This is a genomic window from Amycolatopsis sp. SID8362 (assembly GCF_010550475.1).
Taxonomy (GTDB): domain Bacteria; phylum Actinomycetota; class Actinomycetes; order Mycobacteriales; family Pseudonocardiaceae; genus Amycolatopsis; species Amycolatopsis eburnea.
On the sequence record NZ_JAAGNB010001763.1, the window covers coordinates 1 to 17,385 of the forward strand.

The following is a 17,385-nucleotide window of genomic DNA, read 5'->3' on the forward strand; positions in this document are numbered from 1 at the left end:
GGGCCGCTCGGCTGCGGCGCGGGCGGGCTCACCTGGATCGGCGCGGTCTCGACGGGTTCGCAGCCGGGTGCCTGCGCCCGCAGCCGGACGGACCCGACCGCCCGGCGGAACGACAGGTCGGCGAACGTCGCCGTGCCGTGCACGGTGGGGACGACCAGCGTGCCGTTGAGCCCGGAGCCGGGCGGCACGGTGGTGAGCGAGATCGGCTCACCGCTCGCCGGCACCGCGGCCCCGTGCGCGCCGCCGACCGACACCCGGACCGTCGGGAGGGTGTGGTTGACCACGGCGTCGGACACGGGTGCTTCGAACCGCAGCTGCCTGCTGCTCGGCGAGGGACGCAGGCCCAGTGCGTCCCGCAGGGTCTCGAACCAGTTCGGGTGGGTGACCGCGACCCAGTTGTACTTGCTGGCGGTGAACCAGATCTTGTCCTTGGCCGCCTCCTCCATCAGCACCGGGATGAACCCGACCGTGCCCGCCTTGGTGAGGTCGACCGCGCGCTGCAGCTCGAACAGGCAGACGTTCTTGGCGAAGTAGCGCAGCGAGTAGAGGGCGACGAAGTACCGGGACCGGGGCAGCGCCGCCTCGATGTACTGCTCCCAGTCCACCCCCGGCGGCAGGCCCTCCCGGTCGACGTCGATGAAGATCCGCGGCGGCACCCCTCGGGACGTGATGCACTGGTGCAGGCTGTCCGCGAGGTCTCTGGCCTTCTGGTAGTCCTCACGCGCGTAGCTGATGAAGACGTCCCACCCGTCGTGGCCGTCGGGCTCGGTCATCTGCTGCCCCCTCACCGGAAGCGCCTGGCTCGGTCGATGCCGTTGATCATTTGCTGCAGGAGCTGCCGGGCGTGCGGGTGCGTGGCCTTCAGCCGCTCCGCCTCCGCGGCGATCAGCTCGCCCTCCAGCCGGTCCGAGCGGCCGGGCGAGCCGACCGGCCAGCCGAGCGTCAGCTGCCGCGCCCACTCGTTGAACCGCTCGACCAGCGCGGAGACCTCCAGGTCGGCCATGGCCAGGTCGATCTCCCGCACCTGCTTCGTCACGGCCTGCCCGAGCTCGCGCACGCGCCTCGTGCTGTCCCTGGTCGTGGCCATCGCCGCCAGCTTGGGGAGGCGCCCCCGGAGCTGTTCCATGCTGCGGCGCAGGGTGATCAGCTGCTCGCGGGTCGGCGGCGAGCCGACCCGTCCCACGGCGTTGTTGTGCTCTTCGAACGCCGCGTTGATGGCCAGCACCTCCCGCAGCTGCTTGGCCGTGCGCAGCAACGCCTTCGCCTCCGGCAGCTCCGGGTCGCGGGCGGCGACCTCGGCGGCGGCGATGGCTCGCTCCGGCTCCTTGCCCTGGGACAGCAGGCAGAACGCGTACAGGAGGTTCGGCGGCGGGTAGGCGGGCACCACGCGCAGGATCTCGGCCAGCACCCGCTCCGCCTCCGCCCAGCGCCGGGCGTCGACCAGATCGAGGGCTTCCTCCCGGTGCAGATCGGCGATCAGCGCGTAGAGCCGCGTGGCGCGGTCGGCCGGGATGTTGGGCGCGGGCAACGGTTTCGACGGCGACCGGTTGGTGCGGGTCAGCTGGGCGAGGAACCCGTCGAGGTCACGCAGCATCTCCAGCTCACGCCACTGGCGGTCCAGCCGCGCCAACGCCTTGCGGGCCCGTTGGTAGGCGCCGTCGTACAACGCGCGCACGACATCCTTCGACAGCGGCCGCACGGCCAGGAGGGCGAGCGCGTCGGCGAGCGCGCGCAGGTGCGCCACGTCGCCGTCGGCTCGATCGGCGGCGTTGCGCGCGGTGTGGAACGCCGACACGTAGTCGCCGTCCACCGCCTGCAGCAGCGCGAGCAGGTACGGCGGCTCGGTTTGCTCCGGCGCGACGTCGATGAAACGCCGGAGCCGGTCGTCGGCGGCGCGCGGATCGCGGTGGCGCGTGTCGAGGAACGTGCCGACCTCCACGGGCGTCAGCACGTCGCACAGCGTGGCCCGCAGGTCGAGCACGCCCTTGCGCACGGCGGGATCGTCCAGCCGCTCATGCCGCATCGGCAGCGTGATTTCCAGGGCCGTCATCAGGTCACCGAGCCGGTAGTGGCAGTACGCCTGCAGGTAGCGCGCCTCGGACCGGCCGGGGGAGAGCTCGAGGAACTCCGCGAGCTGCTCCAGCGCGAGCGCGTACTCGCCGCGCGCGATGTTGGCGCGGGCGTCCTCGAGCAGGTCCTCGCCGAGGTCGCCGAGGTCGAGTGAGTCCTCGGCGGCCAGGGTGACGAAGTCGGGCAGGAAGAGGGTCGACGGCGCCGCCTGCCGGTCGGCACGCCGCCGCGTGATCTCCTCCAGCCGGCGGAAGTGCTCGACGAGGTCGGTGCCGCCGAAGGCCGGCGCCGAGAGGTCGGGCAGCCGGGGCGGCTGGTACGGCAGTGCGGGCGTGTCGCGCTGGGCCCGGTCGTCGGTCATCCTCGTCCTTCCCGGCGGGCGTGGCGTGGTGGGCGTCAGCCGGGCAGCGAGTCGGGCTCCGGCACGGAACCGAGCGCGCGTTCGGCGACCTCGCGGCAGAGCAGGTACTCGGCCTCTTGGTCGAGCTTCAGCATCAGTGGCAGCGAGGCAGGCAGGGAGGCTTCGTCGAACAGTTGCTGCTCGTCGGGCGCCCTGCGGTACTCCACCTCGGGCAGCAGCGCCACGAGCCGTTCGCGGTCGAGTCCCGGTGACCTGTCACGCTTCCACATCCGCGCCCACGCTGTCGACAGCCCCATCGCCCTGGCCCCATTCCTCCTGCGGCAGCAGGAATTCTCCGGTCGTGATCACGAGCTGGTGCTCGCTCTGGTGCAGTACCTCCGCCTGCGCGGCGAACAGTTCGGCGACCTCGTCCAGCTCCGCCAGCCGCTCCCGCAGCACGACCCGGGAGGGGGCGTCTTCGGGCAGGTCGCGCAGGCGTGGATAGATGATCAGCTCGATGCGGCGGCGCATCGCGTCGATCCGCTGCCGCAGCTCCTCGGGCGAGTCGGGACGCTGTGGCAGCGCCAGGTCCTCGCCGAGGTCGTCGGCGTAGCGGGCGAACTGGTCACGCAGCGAGCGGAGCTCGTCGCGGTGGCGGGCGGGTACCGCGGGATCGGCGAGGAACTCGTGCACCAGCCGCAGGAACCGCGACAGCGCGTCGCCCTGCCCGCCGAGCGCGCGTTCCTTCTCCACCAGCTCCAGCACCTCGGGCACGGCGATCGCCTTGGCGCCCTGCAGACCCATGCCCCGCTCGAGGATCGCGAGCGCCGTGTCGCGCTCGCCCTCGTTGGCGGCGAAGTAGTACCAGATCAGTCCTTCGACCAGGAACGGGTCACCCAGCTCCTCGTCCGCCTCGATCAGCTCGTTGACCCGGTCCGCCAGCTCGCGGCGGTCGTCGGAGCCCGGGGCGCCGGACTCGGCCGGCCTGCTCGCCCAGCGCCGCAGGAGCGTCGTCACCCAGAGCAGCACCACCGCGGTGCGCAGCTGCTTGCGGTACTCCTCGTCCGTCTCGTCTTCCTGGTGCGTGGCCAGGTTTTCGGCGATCCGCGTCAGCCGTCCTTCGAGCTCCTCCGGGTCGCCCGCCTCCCAGTCGCACGCGAGCAGGCCGAGTTCCGCCTCGACGGTGCTCTGCTCGCGTTCGGTCGCGCGCTCACGGGCGGCTTCGAACGCCGCGCGGGCGTCGGCGTGCCGGTGGTCGAAGAACAGCTGGATGCCCTTGAGGACGTGGAGGTTGGCGGCCGCCTTCGGGATCTCGTCAGTCAGCACGCCCAGGTCGCGGACCCGGTCGAAGTGGTGCATGGCCTCGTCGGTCTCCCGGCGCCGCCAGTGCGCGCCCGCCAGGTGCAGGTGCGACGACGCGGCGGCGGTGCGGGCGCCCGGCCGTCCGGCGAGCACGGCCTCGTGCTCGCGGTAGAGCTCGACCGCGCGTTCGTGGCGTTCCAGCTTGTGCTGCAACCACACCGCGAGGTGCGCGCCGGCGGGATCGTGCCCGGAAGCGGTGGCCAGGCTGTCGACCGCGGTGGCCGCGGCCCAGTACCGGTCGGACTGGTAGGTGCCGAGCATCGCGCGGACGAACGCGTGCGCGAACCGCGTGTCGGCGAGGTCGCGTCCGCGTGGGCCGGCGTTCATCGCCCGGTCGAGCAGCCGGTCGGCCTGCTCCAGGTCCGCCCGCTGGTGCCGGTCGCGCCCGAGGAGCACCAGCGCCTCGTGCAGCGGCACCCGCCAGCGGCTCGGCACGACGACGAGGAAGTACCAGGCGCCCGCCAGGCACACCACGAGCAGGAGGGCGCACACCACGATCAGCACCGCGTTCACCGTTGTTCCTCCCCGAACTCGTCCGCGTGCCTCATCTCCTCCTCGAGCTGCATGAGCAGCAGCTCGTACAGGTCGATCGCGGCCGTCTCCACGGATCCGTTGTGCCGCACGCGTTTCAGGCCCTGCCTCAGCACCTCGCCGACCTCGATGGCCTCGCGGCGGCGGCCCAGCAGCCAGAACGTCGAGGCGTAGGCCAGCATGAGGTCGAACCGCCACCACGTCAGCGTTCCGCCGTCGTGGAGCCACTGGTGCACGAACGCGTTCGCCTCGCGCACCTTGCCCTGGCGGATGAGGTGGCTGGCCATCGCGGGGGAGTGCTTGCTGCGCAACGCGTGCGGCAGCCGGTGGAACGCGGTCTGCACGGTGGTGTCGAGCCGGCGCGTGAACGAGTCGTCGATGGCGTCGGACAGCACCGACAGCACCATCGTCCACAGCTCACCGAAGGCGATGACCGACATCTGCTCGTCGTACGCCTCGACCCGCTCCGGGTCGGCCTCCACCGCGCGGTCGAGCAGGGTCAGCGCTTCCAGCGGTGCCGCGTTGTCCTGGTAGGCGATGGTGGCGGCGAGCACCAGCACGTCGTACTGCGGATCGTCGACCAGCACCGCGCGCGCCAGCGACAGCGCCTGGTCCGGCTCGCCCGCGTTCCGCAGCGCCCGGACCGCGGCCAGCGGGTCCATGGCGTCCCTGGCGCGCTGCAACCGGTCCGCGAGCCAGGTGACGTCGACGTCGCCGCGCCGGGGCGCGGTGGTCAGCTCGCACAGGTCGTCCAGCACCGCCCGGATCGGGCCGACGCGGCGCATCCAGACCGGCAGCCTGCCGTCGAGCCGTTCCCCGGACGGCGGCACCGCGCAGGCCGCGCGGTGCAGCAGCCGTTCGGCGTCGGCGTCGGGACTGGTGCCGAAGCTGCGCAACGCGGCCACCGCCAGCGCGAACAGGTCGTCCTCCCGGCCGACCGCGGTCTGGCCGCGCGCCACGTCCGGGGCCAGGTGCAGCACCCGCTCCGGGCCGCTCAACAGCTCCGTGAACGACGGCGCGCCCCAGAGCGGCAGCGGCAGGAGCTCCGGCCCGTCGTCGGTGACCGTGATGTCGGCGGGCATCGGCACCATCCCCGGCCCGAGCGACTCCCACCAGCCGGGCAGCGCGCGCAGCGCGGCGACGACCGCGTCGACGCGCCGGGCCGGGTCCGGATCGGCGATGGCGTCGGCGAGACCGCGCCACGCCCCGGTCTCGTAGCAGACCACCTGGTACCAGCGGCCGCCGAGACGTTGCTGGTCGCCCGCCGTGTCGGCGGGCACGACAGGGGCGAGACCGGCACCCGCCGGGCGGTGCTGCCAGCGTTTGAGCTCGTCGCGGTGGTCCGCGCTCAGCTCGGCGCGCGGGATCAGCCGGTACCAGCGCCGCCGGGCCGGCGCGCGGTACAGCGTGCCGCGCCTGCCGACGCCGACGTACTCCGCGTCGAGCTCCTGCGCGATCAGCTGGACGGGCTCATCGCCGGGCGCGGTCATAGGCGTCCTCGAGGCGGTCGGCGAGGTCGTCCAGCTCGGCGCCCGTGCGCACCGCCTCCGTGAATTCGCGCAGCGCGGCGGTGAGGTCCTCCGGTGCCTCGTGGTCCGAGGTCCACGCGGTGACCTTGCGGAACAGCCGCCGGAACTCCGCGGGCACGGCGTCGGGCTCGACCGCGGGAGCTTCGTCGGGCACCGGCTCCACCGGCGGCGGCAGGGTGAAGGTGAACGGCTCCGCCGCCGGGTCCGGCCGGCTCGGCTCGGCCTCGGTGCGCGGCTGGAGCAGCCGCAGCAGCCGCCGCCTGCTCTCGGCCAGCATGTCGATCTTGCCGATGCTGGTGCTCTGCCGGAACGTCGCTTCGTACTCGCGGCCCGCGTTGGCGTGGAACACCTTGACCTCGAGCAACCCGTTGACGTCGAGCTTGAACGTGATGTCGAACTGGTGGTACCCGGCCTCGCGCGGCTCGATCTTGTCGAGGACGATCGTGCCGACGCGCGTGTTGTCGAACACGAGGTCCGCCTCGCCCTGGTAGATCGGCACCTCGACGTTCTCGGAGTCCTTCTGGTTGGTGTAGCGCTTCTGCTTGTGGTTGGGGATCTTCGCGCCGCGTTCGATCAGGGGGTCGAACTTGTTGTCCTGCACCCCGACGCCCAAGGTGTGCTCGGTGATGAGCCTGATGTCGAACTCGTCCTCGTCGGACTCGCGCAGGCCGGCCGGGCGGCGGTCGAAGTCGAACGACTCCGACGGCTCGAAGCGCCGGGCGAGCAGCGCGGCACCCCGGGCGACGAGCGTGTCGGGGTCGCCGTCGGCGCGGACGAAGTCGTCGTCCTCGCCGAAGTGCTCCACCAGCATCTCCCGCACGAGCGGGATGCGGGTCGAGCCGCCGACCAGCAGGACCGCGTCCACTTTCACCGGTGGCTCGGCCGGGCCGGGCTTCGTCATGTTCAGCGCCTCGACCACCTTCTTGAGCGATCGGTCCAGCGTCGGCTTGATCAAGGACTTGAACCGGGCGCGGTCGAGCTCGACCGGTGCCGTCCCGTCGCCGAGGTCGATCGTGGTCGTCTCGCGCAGGGAAAGCTCGCGCTTGGCCTTTTCCGCGGCGGCCAGCGCCTGCATGCGTTCATCGGCGCTCGGGGACGTGCGGCCGGTCCGTTCACCCAGCCAGTCCGCGACGGCCGCGTCGAAGTCGCCGCCACCCAGCCGCGCGTCGCCCGCGGTGGCCAGCACGGTGATCCGCCGGTCCCTGGTCTCGATGATCGACACGTCGAACGTGCCGCCGCCGAGGTCGAAGACGAGGTAGACGCGGGGTTCGTCCTCGGCGCTGTCCACCCCGTACGCGATCGCCGCGGCGGTGGGCTCCGGGATCAGCTGGCGCGGGTGCAGGCCCGCCAGCAGCGCCGCTTCCTCGGTGGCTTTCTTCTGCCGCTCGGTGAAATAGGCGGGCACGGTGACGACCGCGTCGTGGACGCCGCCGCCGAGCTCGCGTTCGGCGATCTCCTTCATCCGCATCAGCACCAGGGCGCTGACCTCCTGCGGCCGGAGCCATTCGCCGTGCAGCCGCACGCGCAGCGGGTCGCCTTCGCGGAACGACGTGCCGCCGGCACCGAAGCGCTTGAGCGTCTCCTCGGTGAAGACCACACCCATCTCGCGCTTGATCTCGATGATCGTCTCGCGGCCGCGCCCGGGCAGGGACATCGCCCGTTTCGCCTCGGCGCCGACGACCACCCGGCCTTCGTGCGGGTCGAAGCCGACCACGGAGGGGGTGGTGTCGGCCTCGGGGCCGAACGCCCGGTCGGGCACGATCGTCGCGGTGTCCTCATCGGCGTCGAAGAGCGCGACCGCGGAGTACGTGGTGCCGAGGTCGATGCCGACGACCCGGTGCAGGTTCTCGTTCATGGTCTCCGGTCATTCGTGGGTGCGGTCGCCCGGCCGCTCGCCGTCGAGCAACGGGGTCGGCCGGAAGTCCGCGGTGAAGTCCGTCCGGGTCGTGTCGTCCGGGTGGTGGACCACCTCCCCGGCGTCGAGCAGAAAGCGTTCGAGCTCGCGGCGCAACGCGGCGAGGCTGGTCGCCCGATCGTCGAAGACGCGGTCCCACGCGGGTTCCAGCCGCAGCAACGCCAGCGGCGGGTGTTCCGCGTCGTACGCGGCTCTGGCGTCGGGCTTCTCCAGGCTGACCGCGTGCGCCTCGGCGATCACGTCGTCGCTCGCGCCGGCCGCCTTCAGCCGGGCGACGTACCGGTCGGTGGCCGCCCGGACCTCGGCGGCCGTGGCTTCCGGCGCGATGCCGAGCTGCGCGTAGCGGCTTCCGCGCGGCACCACGGGCGGCAGCGCGAAGAGCGAGGTGACAGGCTGTTTCCCAGTCGACGAAATGTCGTGCATGTATTCAGACCCCCACTCGTGACCCAGACCATACTCGTAGTCGCTTGGAGTTACTACCGGGTCCGGCCGCTGAATGGCGGGTCAGGACGCCGGTGACAGGGCGGCCTGGTTCTCCGCGGCCCACTCGGCGAGGTGCGCCAAGGGACCCTCGGCGAAGGACGCTCCCAGCGGGGTGAGTTCGTAGACGGCGGCGTCGCGCCCCGCTTCGTGGGGCGCCCGCGCGACCAGGCCCCGTGCGGTCAGGCGCCGGAGGGACTCGGTCAGCACCTTGTCGCTGACCCCGGCGATGCGGTCCAGGAGAACGCTCCGCCGAGTCGGTCCCAGCCGCAGCGCGGAGACGATGACCGGATCCCACGTGTGGCTGACGAGTTCGACCGCGGCCCGTACGTGACAGTCCGAGATGAAGGTCTCGCAGCCCTGTTCGTTCACGTGGCCAGTCTTCCACCGGCGGTCCTACCGATTGGTAGGAGCCGGTCTCTTAGCGTCGGCGTGACAACGAGACGAAGGAGATCATGGTGAAGATCGGACTGCTGGGAACCGGGAACCTCGCGGTGGCACTGGGGAGCGCGTGGGCGAGCGCCGGGCACTCGATCGCGGTCACCGGCCGGAGCCCCGAGCGGGCGAAGGCCGCCGCGGAGCAGATCGGTGCCGCCGCGACGGCGGTCGACCCGGGTCGGCTCGCGGATCAGGCCGAGGCCATCGTGGTGGCGATCGCGTGGGAAGGTCTGACGGACGCGCTGCGGCTCGTCGGCGGGGCCGAGGGGAGGCTGGCGGGAAAGACCGTGGTCGACTGCACCAATGCCGTGGATTACGCGACCGGGCGCTTGCTCCCGGAGCGCGGGTCGGCCGCCGAACTGGTCGCCGACGTCGCGGCCGGCGCCCGGGTGGTCAAGGCGTTGCACTTGTTCGCGGGCGCTTCCTGGCCGTTCACCGGTGACGTGGGTGCGTCGCCGGTGGTCGCGCTCTGCGGTGACGACACCGGCGCCGTGAGCCGGACGGCCGCGCTGGTCGCTGATCTCGGCGCGCGGACCGCGGTGGTGGGCGGGCTCGCCGCTGCCCGGCAGGTCGAGGAAGCCGCCGGTTTCGTGATGCGTCTGGTCGCTGCCGGCGCCAACCCGCGCTTCGCGGTTCCGGACGTCGACCCCGGTCTCCTGCGCGCGGGGACCGCGGGAATGTGAACGTTCAATAATCACGGCATTTGCTTGCCTGAAGTGTCCAGTTTTACCGATTTTACCTTCGGCTATCCGACCTTCAATCCGTGAGTGGTCGACCCGGTACTCTCTGTTTATCGGCCACTCAATTCCGTTCGGGTAACCCCGCATCTACCTCGGCTTTCTGTGGGAAATTCACGGAGCGGCACTCGCTGGCGCCTCGTTCTCCGCGCTGGTAGTCTCCCGCCGTAGATGCCAGGAAATCACTGGGGCGATTCTCGGGCATCGGCAACTGGGGCCTGTTTCGTTGAACGTTGCACGTTTCGTGAGCAAACCGCTGGGGGAGCGATCTGTCTTGCAGGCGTTGATCCCGGGTTTGTGAACGTCGTGTTTCCGGGTGGATCACCAGACCGGTCATCGGCGACCAATTCGATGGTTCGCCGTGGCCGGGCCGAGTCGTGTCCCGGCAAGATGTTGCTACCCAGAAGCTTTATCGGAGGGGTGATTGAAGTGTCCGTTGATTCTTGCGTGGCACCGGACTGCGGTGAGGTCCAGCGTGTGCGCTGTTCCGGGTGCCGGGACCGGATCGCCGCGGACTTGGCCGAACTGCCGAGACTGTACGACGACTGCGAATCCCTGCTCATCTCGGCGCCCAGGGCGTTCACGGAGAAGGTGAGCGGGCGTTTCGTGAAGGACACGCAACTGAATGACACCGCGGTTTCGGTGCGTTCGGACATTGTCGCGATCCTGGCTTCCTGGGCCGGTCTGGTCACGACCGAACGCGCGGTCGCGAGACCGGTCCGGCGCGATGTCGCCACCCTGGCGGCCTTCGTCGGCGCGCACGTGGACTGGTTGCTGGCGCACCCGGCGGCCACCGATTTCGTCGACGAGGTGACGACGCTGGCGAAGTCCGCGCGCCGGGCGGCCCAGCCGGGCGCGCGGATCCACCTGGAGCTGGGGCAGTGTGTGCGGCCGGGGTGCGAGAGCGTCCTGTTCGCCACCACACACGGGGACGGTGGCAGCGCGCTGACCGGCCACGTCAGCTGTGAGTCCGGCCATGTGTGGAAGGCCCACCAGTGGCTGCCGCTGGCCGACCGGCTCGCGAAGACGAAGCGCCGAGCCGCCGGGAGCGCGGATGGAGCGTGAAGCCGCACGGCGTCGTCAGACCGTGCCGACCCAGCTCGCGGCGATGGCGGCCGGGGTGCGGGAGTCGACGATCAGGAAGTGGGCGAGCCGCGGCAAGCTGGTGCGCTACGGGAGCCCGGGGCGGGCCGAGTACGACCTGGCCGAACTGATGGCGATCGTCGCCGGCGGCGCGGCCGATGACGTCGGCGACGAAGGTCCGGCCTAGTGCGGTGACCACGAAGGTTCATCGGGTCGGGGTCCTGGGGCAGGGTCCCGGCAAAGTCGCGCCGGCGAGCGGGTGACCGGCGTCGCGGGGATGTTGTGAATGGGTCATTCATGTCGTCTGGTGAGGTGAATGACTCTTTCATGACAGGTTGGTGAGTTGGCCGTTCCGGTTGGTGAGTTGGCCGCCGGGGTTGTTGTGGTCGGCGCTGCCATCGCAACCCGGCGAACGTATCCGGTCACCGCACTAGGCAGCGCTGGACGGCAAAGGGGACTCTCGCGACAGCGGGGGTCCCCTTCGCCGTTCAATCCTTTGTGGACAGTCTGCGGCGACCCTTGTCCGAAGCTCGGGCTTGACAGCCGAACCAGGCGGTGTCACGCTGTTGGTGGCGGTAGAAGTGTGTCCAAATTCCCGCTACACGGTGTCTTCCGAAATATTCGGGGCCACCCCGGTGCCCTCGGCACCCATCGTCCTCCGCGCCCGTCTCCCGGCTCAGCCGCCGGAGAACGCCGTTGCCGCGTCCCGAAGTCCGTCCATGGGGGAGTCGTACGCAGTGAGCATCACCGAAGAGACCACTTCCGGCCCGCGTGCCGAAGCCGTGAACCCGAAGCTCGCGCTCGCCGACCCGCCGGCGCGAACCCTGCACGACACCGTCGGCGAGCTCGAAGCGATCAAGGCGGGCGCCCGCCTGGGCCCGGATCCCCAGGCCACCCGGCGTCAGCACGACAAGGGCAAGCTGACCGCGCACGAACGGATCGAGCTGCTGCTCGACCCCGGTTCGTTCACGGAGGTCGAGGCGTTGCGGCGGCACAGCGCGACGGCGTTCGGGCTGGACCGGCGCCGCCCGCACTCCGACGGCGTGGTGACCGGCTGGGGCACCGTGCACGGGCGGACGGTTTTCGTCTACGCACACGATTTCCGGATCTTCGGCGGGGCGCTCGGCGAGGCGCACGCCGCGAAGATCCACAAGCTGATGGACCTGGCCGAAGCCGCGGGAGCCCCGGTGGTCAGCCTGAACGACGGCGCCGGCGCCCGGATCCAGGAAGGGGTGACCGCGCTGGCCGCCTACGGCGGGATCTTCCGGCGCAACGTCCGCTGTTCCGGGGTGATCCCGCAGATCAGCGTGATGCTGGGCCCGTGCGCGGGTGGTGCGGCGTATTCGCCGGCACTGACCGACTTCGTGTTCATGGTCCGCGGGATCTCGCAGATGTTCGTCACCGGCCCGGACGTGGTGCAGGCCGTCACCGGCGAACGGGTTTCGATGGACGGCCTCGGCGGCGCGGACGTGCACGCCGGCCGCTCCGGGGTGGCCCACTTCGCTTACGACGACGAGGTTTCCTGCCTGGCCGACGTGCGGCACCTGATCTCGCTGCTGCCCGCCAACAACCGGGAACTGCCGCCCGTCCGGCGCTCCGGCGATCCGGCCGACCGGCGCCTCGACGCCGTCATGGACCTGGTTCCGGTGGACCCGAGCCGCTCGTACGACATCCGCGCGGTCCTCGGGGAGGTGCTCGACGACGGCGATTTCCTCGAGGTGCACGAAAGCTGGGCGGCCAACGTCGTCTGCGCGCTCGGCCGGCTCGACGGGCACCCGGTGGGTGTCGTGGCGAACCAGCCGTGCCTGCTGGCCGGCGTGCTGGACATCCACGCCAGCGAAAAAGCGGCCCGCTTCGTGCAGCTCTGCGACGCCTTCAACATCCCGCTCGTGACGTTCGTGGACGTCCCGGGGTTCCTGCCCGGCGTGGACCAGGAGCACAACGGGATCATCAGGCACGGCGCGAAACTGCTGTACGCCTACTGCAACGCGACCGTGCCGCGGGTCCAGGTCATCCTCCGAAAGTCCTACGGCGGCGCCTACATCGTGATGGACTCGCGGTCGATCGGCGCCGACGTCTCGCTCGCCTGGCCGACCAACGAAATCGCCGTGATGGGCGCGGAAGGCGCGGCCAACGTCATCTTCCGGCGGGAGATCGCCGCCGCCGAAGACCCCGAGAAGATGCGGCGGCAGAAGATCGACGAGTACCGCAGCGAGCTGATGCACCCGTTCTACGCCGCCGAGCGCGGGCTGGTCGACGACGTGATCGACCCGCGCGACACCCGCTCGGCGCTGGTCCGCTGCCTGGCGATGCTGCGGGGCAAGCACGCCGCGCTGCCCGCCCGCAAGCACGGGAATCCGCCGCAGTGAGGGAGATCCCGCGGCGGGGCGCGGTCGGTCTCGACGCGGAAGAACTGGCGGCGCTCGTCGTCGCCCTGCTCTGCCGGCCGCCGGTCGCGCGCGATTCCGGCAGCGCGCCGAAAGCCGGGTGGAGTGCTCCGGGAAAGCCGTCCGGATTCGTCGTCGCGCACAGCTGGCAGACGACGACGCTCCCGTAAGCCACCCCTTTTTTCGCTCCATTAGCGCTAGGAGACTCGGATGAACGCTGCCGTGATCGTGGTGGGCGCGGGGCCCGTCGGGCTGATGCTCGCCGGTGAACTCCGCCTCGCCGGGGTGGAGGTCCTGGTCGTCGAACGCCTTTCCCGGCCCTCCGGCGAATCCCGCGGCCTGGGTTTCACCGCGCGGACCCTCGAGGTCTTCGACCAGCGCGGCCTGCTGCCGGGGTTCGGGGACGTCGAGATCAGTCCCCGTGGCCACTTCGGGGGCGTGCCGCTCGACTACACGGTGCTCGAAGGTGCCCACTTCGGGGCCAGGGGCATTCCCCAGACGCGGACGGAAGCCGTGCTCGCGAAGTGGGTCGAAGAGCTCGGCGCACCGGTGCTCCGGGACCGGGAGCTCGTCGGGCTGCACGACACCGGCGACGGCGTCGAAATCGAGGTCCGCGGTCCGGACGGGCTCGCCCGGCTCCGGGCGGAGTACCTGGTCGGCTGCGACGGCGGCCGCAGTTCGGTCCGCAAGCTGGCGGGCTTCGCCTTCCCCGGGACCGACGCGACGCGGGAGATGTTCCTGGCCGACGTCGCCGGGTGTGCCCTGCGGGCGCGGCCGATCGGGGAAAAGCTGCCCGGTGGCATGGTGATGTCGGCGCCGACCGGTGACGGCGTCGACCGGATCATCGTGTGCGAGCGCGGTGCCCCGCCCCGGCGGCGCGGCGGGCCGCCGGAGTTCGCCGAAGTGGCCGCGGCCTGGCAGCGCATCACCGGTGAAGACATCGGGCACGGCAGGCCGGTGTGGGTGAGCGCGTTCGGTGACGCCACCCGCCAGGTCACCGAGTACCGGCGCGGCCGGGTGCTGCTGGCAGGCGACGCCGCGCACACCCACCTGCCGGCCGGCGGCCAGGGGCTCAGCTTCGGCGTCCAGGACGCGGTGAACCTCGGCTGGAAGCTCGCCGCGCACGTGCTCGGCCGGGCGCCCGCCGGGCTGCTGGACACCTACCACGCCGAGCGGCACCCGGCGGGCGTGCGGCTCCTGCGCAACACGCTCGCGCAGGGACTGCTTTACCTGAGCGGCAGCGAGGTCGAGCCGCTTCGCGAGGTGATGGCGGAGCTGATGGGGCTGGACGTCGTCGGCCGCCACCTCGCGGGCATGGTGAGCGGCCTGGACGTCCGCTACGACACCGGAGCCGGCGAACACCCGCTGCTCGGCAGGCGGCTGCCCGACCACGACCTCGTCCGCGGCGACGGCAAGATCCGCGCGTACGAACTGCTCCACCCGGCCCGCGGCGTCCTGCTGGACTTCGGCGACGACGCCGGGCTCCGTACCGCCGCGGCGGGCTGGGCCGACCGGGTGGACGTGGTCACCGCGACGCCGTACGCGCTCGACGCCGGCAGCGGGCTCACGGACACCGGCGCGCTCCTGGTGCGTCCCGACGGCTACGTCGCCTGGACGGCACCGGGAACCGCCGCCGCGCTCGACACCGCGCTGGAGCGCTGGTTCGGCGCTCCGCTCCCGAACCGGAACCACCCCGACGAGAAGGGCCTGCTGTGACGACGGTGATCCCCAGTACCGACATCGATCTCTACGCCGAGGAGGCGATCCTTTCGCCGTACGAGGCGTACCGGACGCTCAGGGACACCGGCCCCGCGGTGTGGATGGAGCAGTACCAGGTCTACGCGGTCGCCAGGTACCAGGACGTCTACGACGCCCTGCACGACCACGAAGGGTTCTCGTCCGGCTCCGGGGTCGCGCTCAACGACCCGCTCAACCAGAAGATGAAGGGCAGCGCGCTCGTCAGCGACCCGCCGTACCACGACCACCTGCGCGGCATCATGGGCGTTCCGCTGACCCCGAAAGCGCTGCGCCGGCACAAGGAGCTGTTCGAGCGGCTGGCCGCCGAGCTGGTCGACCGGCTGCTCGAGCGCGGCAGCTTCGACGTGGTCGTGGACTTCGCCCAGCTGTTCCCGCTGTCGGTCGTCCCCGACCTGCTCGGCTGGCCCGCGGAGGGCCGCGACGACTTCCTCGCCTGGGCCTCGGCCGGCTTCAACGCGCTCGGCCCGATGAACGAGCGCGCCCAGGCCGATCTCGGGACGCTGCGGGGGATGTGGGGGTTCATGGCCGAGATGGCCGTTCCCGGCAGGCTCCGTCCCGGGAGCTGGGGCGCGGACCTCGTGGCGGCGGCCGAGGCGGGCACCCTCAGCCGGGAACTGCTGCCGGCGATGATCGGCGACTACCTCGTCCCCTCCCTGGACACCACGGTCTCGGCCCTCTCCAGCGCCATGCTGCTGTTCGGCAAGCACCCCGACCAGTGGCGGGCGATCAGGGCGGACCGGTCGCTGATCCCCAACGCCCTCAACGAAGTCATCCGCTACGACGCGCCCATCCGCGGGCTGTCCCGGTTGCTGACGGCCGACCGCGAGCTGAGCGGGACGACGCTGCCCGCCGGCTCGCGGGCCCTGATGCTGTACGGCTCGGCCAACCGGGACGAACGGTACTGGGACGCGCCCGACACCTTCGACGTGACGCGCCCGAACGCGAGCAGCCACGTCGGGTTCGGGCACGGCATCCACGGCTGCGTCGGCCAGGGCCTCGCCCGGCTGGAAGGCCACGCCCTGCTGAACGCGCTGGCCGACAAGGTGTCGGTGATCGAGGTGGGCGAGCCGGAATACCGGGTGCACAACACCATCCGCGCGATCGCCACCCTGCCCGCCGCGCTCCGACGATGAGGAGAAGACCGATGAAGATCCTGGTCGACCGCAACCGGTGCGAGGGCCACGGCCTGTGCGAGGACGCCGCGCCGGACCTCTTCGAGATCGACGACGCGGGCGAGCTCGTGCTGCGCTTCGACGGCACCGTGCCCGACGGCCGCGACCGCCAGGCGGCCGACGCCGTGCGGATCTGCCCCGTCAGCGCGCTCAAGGCCGAGTGAGCGGGCCGCCGGATGAGGTTCGACGACGTGTTCGTGGCGGGCTGCGGTTCCTGGCTGCCGCCGTCGATGAGCGTCACCGACGCCATCGCCGAGGGGCTGTGCGAGCCCGCGCTCGCGGCCGCGCTGGACATGGCCTCGGTGACCATCGCGGAAGAGGAGCCGGCCCCGGAGATGGCGGCCAGGGCGGCCCGGGTCGCGCTGGCGCGGGCCGGCTGTGCTCCGTCCGAAGTGGACTTGCTGCTGCACGCCAGTTTCTACTACCAGGGCCAGGACCTGTGGGCGCCCGCGTCGTACGTGCACCGGGCCGCCGTGGGCAACTCCTGCCCGGCGATCCAGATCGGCCAGGTGTCCAACGGCGGGATGGTCTCGCTGGAGCTCGCCGCGTCCTACCTGCTGGCGCGGCCCGGCCGGGGAACGGCGCTGCTCACCACCGGCGACCGGTTCTGCCCGCCGGGGTTCGACCGGTGGCACAGCGACACGGGAACGCTCTACGCCGACGGCGGGACCGCCCTCGTGCTGTCCCGGTCCCGCGGTTTCGCCAGGCTCCGCAGCGTGGCGACGGTCGGCCGGTCGGAGCTCGAGGGCATGCACCGGGGTGCCGAGCCCTTCGGCCCGGCGCCCTTCAGCTACCGGAAGGTCGTCGAGATGGACGTCTACAAGGACGCCTTCGTCGCCGAAGCCGGCCGGTCCTTCGCGGTGTCCCAAGCGAGTTCCGGCCAGCGTGAAGCGATCGAGCGGGCCCTCGCCGACGCGGACGCCGAACTGGACGGCATCGACTGGTTCGTCCTGCCCCACCTGGGACGCAAACGCCTGTCGGCGGGCTACTTCGGCAAGCTCGGCGTCCACCCGGGACAGACGACCTGGCCGTGGAGCCGCACGGTCGGCCACCTCGGCGCGGGCGACCAGTTCGCCGGGCTGGAGCACCTGGTCCGGACCGGGGCCGCGGGACCGGGAAGCCGGTGTCTCCTGATCGGCGTCGGCGCCGGCTTCAGCTGGTCGGGCGCCGTCGTCGACATCCTGGAGCGGCCGGAATGGGCGGAGGGGTCATGACCGGACGCGGACTCGTCCTGCTGTTGCCCGGCCAGGGCTCCCAGTACCCGGGAATGGCCGTGGCGCTGTACGAGCGTGAGCCGGTCTTCGCCGCGGCGGCCGACGAGTTCTTCGCCGCCATGGGGCCCGAGGGAAAGCTCGTGCGCGACGACTGGCTCGGCGATTCGCCGGGCGTGCCGATCGACGACGGGCTGCGCGCGCAGCCGCTGCTGTTCGCCATCGGCTACGGCATCGGCCGCGTGCTGCTCGACCGGGGGCTGCGCCCGGCCCGGCTGATCGGGCACAGCGTCGGGGAACTCGCGGCCGCGGCACTGGCCGGGGTGTTCGACCTGGCCGCGGCCGGGCGCATCCTGGCAGCCCGGTCGCGGG

At 71.6% G+C, this 17,385-nt stretch carries 18 protein-coding genes; 10 read left to right on the forward strand and 8 right to left on the reverse strand.

The window, feature by feature from the left end:
* The 8 genes from G3I65_RS53710 to G3I65_RS53745 all read right to left on the reverse strand — a co-directional run.
* Positions 1 to 773 (reverse strand): toll/interleukin-1 receptor domain-containing protein (locus G3I65_RS53710; protein WP_160704024.1); only part of this gene is annotated, 773 nt, incomplete at its 3' end.
* Between the two features lie 11 nt (positions 774 to 784).
* Positions 785 to 2,431, reverse strand: a complete 1,647-nt coding sequence (locus G3I65_RS53715) for a hypothetical protein (RefSeq protein ID WP_160704026.1) — start codon at positions 2,429 to 2,431, stop codon at positions 785 to 787.
* A 35-nt stretch (positions 2,432 to 2,466) separates the two neighbouring features.
* Positions 2,467 to 2,700, reverse strand: coding sequence for a hypothetical protein (locus G3I65_RS53720; protein WP_160704028.1), 234 nt, complete (start codon positions 2,698 to 2,700; stop codon positions 2,467 to 2,469).
* Entirely contained in the window at positions 2,687 to 4,285 is a 1,599-nt protein-coding gene (locus G3I65_RS53725) for a hypothetical protein (RefSeq protein WP_160704030.1), read from the reverse strand. The genes G3I65_RS53720 and G3I65_RS53725 overlap by 14 nt, the downstream gene beginning before the upstream one ends.
* Positions 4,282 to 5,793, reverse strand: coding sequence for a hypothetical protein (locus G3I65_RS53730; protein ID WP_160704032.1), 1,512 nt, complete (start codon positions 5,791 to 5,793; stop codon positions 4,282 to 4,284). The genes G3I65_RS53725 and G3I65_RS53730 overlap by 4 nt, the downstream gene beginning before the upstream one ends.
* A complete protein-coding gene (locus G3I65_RS53735) occupies positions 5,774 to 7,687 on the reverse strand; it encodes an Hsp70 family protein (protein ID WP_160704034.1) in 1,914 nt (637 codons plus the stop codon). Before G3I65_RS53735 ends, G3I65_RS53730 begins: the two co-directional genes overlap by 20 nt.
* Before the next feature lie 9 nt (positions 7,688 to 7,696).
* Positions 7,697 to 8,110: a hypothetical protein gene (locus G3I65_RS53740; protein ID WP_160704036.1), complete on the reverse strand. Its 414-nt coding sequence runs from the start codon at positions 8,108 to 8,110 to the stop codon at positions 7,697 to 7,699.
* 141 nt (positions 8,111 to 8,251) lie between these two features.
* Positions 8,252 to 8,599: a helix-turn-helix domain-containing protein gene (locus G3I65_RS53745; protein ID WP_160704038.1), complete on the reverse strand. Its 348-nt coding sequence runs from the start codon at positions 8,597 to 8,599 to the stop codon at positions 8,252 to 8,254.
* 83 nt (positions 8,600 to 8,682) lie between these two features.
* Between G3I65_RS53745 and G3I65_RS53750 the strand changes: the two genes are divergently transcribed.
* The 10 genes from G3I65_RS53750 to G3I65_RS53795 all read left to right on the forward strand — a co-directional run.
* Complete coding sequence (locus tag G3I65_RS53750) at positions 8,683 to 9,348, forward strand: NADPH-dependent F420 reductase (protein WP_166641737.1); 666 nt, start codon at positions 8,683 to 8,685, stop codon at positions 9,346 to 9,348.
* A 696-nt stretch (positions 9,349 to 10,044) separates the two neighbouring features.
* A complete protein-coding gene (locus tag G3I65_RS53755; protein WP_160704040.1) occupies positions 10,045 to 10,467 on the forward strand; it encodes a hypothetical protein in 423 nt (140 codons plus the stop codon).
* A complete protein-coding gene (locus tag G3I65_RS53760; RefSeq protein WP_160704042.1) occupies positions 10,457 to 10,672 on the forward strand; it encodes a MerR family transcriptional regulator in 216 nt (71 codons plus the stop codon). Before G3I65_RS53755 ends, G3I65_RS53760 begins: the two co-directional genes overlap by 11 nt.
* Before the next feature lie 532 nt (positions 10,673 to 11,204).
* A complete protein-coding gene (locus G3I65_RS53765) occupies positions 11,205 to 12,854 on the forward strand; it encodes an acyl-CoA carboxylase subunit beta (RefSeq protein ID WP_160704044.1) in 1,650 nt (549 codons plus the stop codon).
* The gene (locus tag G3I65_RS53770; RefSeq protein WP_160704046.1) at positions 12,851 to 13,042 is read left to right on the forward strand and encodes a hypothetical protein; all 192 of its coding nucleotides are present in this window, start codon (positions 12,851 to 12,853) and stop codon (positions 13,040 to 13,042) included. Before G3I65_RS53765 ends, G3I65_RS53770 begins: the two co-directional genes overlap by 4 nt.
* A 40-nt stretch (positions 13,043 to 13,082) precedes the next feature.
* Positions 13,083 to 14,588 carry an FAD-dependent monooxygenase gene (locus G3I65_RS53775; protein WP_160704048.1) on the forward strand — a complete coding sequence of 502 codons (1,506 nt, stop codon included), beginning with the start codon at positions 13,083 to 13,085 and terminating at the stop codon, positions 14,586 to 14,588.
* Entirely contained in the window at positions 14,585 to 15,763 is a 1,179-nt protein-coding gene (locus G3I65_RS53780) for a cytochrome P450 (protein WP_160704050.1), read from the forward strand. Before G3I65_RS53775 ends, G3I65_RS53780 begins: the two co-directional genes overlap by 4 nt.
* 11 nt (positions 15,764 to 15,774) lie before the next feature.
* The gene (locus G3I65_RS53785) at positions 15,775 to 15,966 is read left to right on the forward strand and encodes a ferredoxin (protein WP_160704052.1); all 192 of its coding nucleotides are present in this window, start codon (positions 15,775 to 15,777) and stop codon (positions 15,964 to 15,966) included.
* Between the two features lie 12 nt (positions 15,967 to 15,978).
* A complete protein-coding gene (locus G3I65_RS53790; RefSeq protein ID WP_160704054.1) occupies positions 15,979 to 17,016 on the forward strand; it encodes a ketoacyl-ACP synthase III family protein in 1,038 nt (345 codons plus the stop codon).
* Positions 17,013 to 17,385, forward strand: a 373-nt coding sequence (locus tag G3I65_RS53795; protein ID WP_203612753.1) for an acyltransferase domain-containing protein, incomplete at its 3' end; no start/stop codon positions are given. The genes G3I65_RS53790 and G3I65_RS53795, both read left to right, overlap by 4 nt.

Excerpts from the sequence above, each read along its gene's own strand:
- G3I65_RS53715 (WP_160704026.1), bottom strand. The coding sequence starts at position 2,431 with ATGACCGACGACCGGGCCCAGCGCGACACGCCCGCACTGCCGTACCAG.
- G3I65_RS53720 (WP_160704028.1), bottom strand. The coding sequence starts at position 2,700 with ATGTGGAAGCGTGACAGGTCACCGGGACTCGACCGCGAACGGCTCGTG.
- G3I65_RS53730 (WP_160704032.1), bottom strand. The coding sequence starts at position 5,793 with ATGACCGCGCCCGGCGATGAGCCCGTCCAGCTGATCGCGCAGGAGCTC.
- G3I65_RS53735 (WP_160704034.1), bottom strand. The coding sequence starts at position 7,687 with ATGAACGAGAACCTGCACCGGGTCGTCGGCATCGACCTCGGCACCACG.
- G3I65_RS53750 (WP_166641737.1), top strand. The coding sequence starts at position 8,683 with ATGGTGAAGATCGGACTGCTGGGAACCGGGAACCTCGCGGTGGCACTG.
- G3I65_RS53760 (WP_160704042.1), top strand. The coding sequence starts at position 10,457 with ATGGAGCGTGAAGCCGCACGGCGTCGTCAGACCGTGCCGACCCAGCTC.
- G3I65_RS53765 (WP_160704044.1), top strand. The coding sequence starts at position 11,205 with ATGGGGGAGTCGTACGCAGTGAGCATCACCGAAGAGACCACTTCCGGC.
- G3I65_RS53775 (WP_160704048.1), top strand. The coding sequence starts at position 13,083 with ATGAACGCTGCCGTGATCGTGGTGGGCGCGGGGCCCGTCGGGCTGATG.
- G3I65_RS53785 (WP_160704052.1), top strand. The coding sequence starts at position 15,775 with ATGAAGATCCTGGTCGACCGCAACCGGTGCGAGGGCCACGGCCTGTGC.
- G3I65_RS53790 (WP_160704054.1), top strand. The coding sequence starts at position 15,979 with ATGAGGTTCGACGACGTGTTCGTGGCGGGCTGCGGTTCCTGGCTGCCG.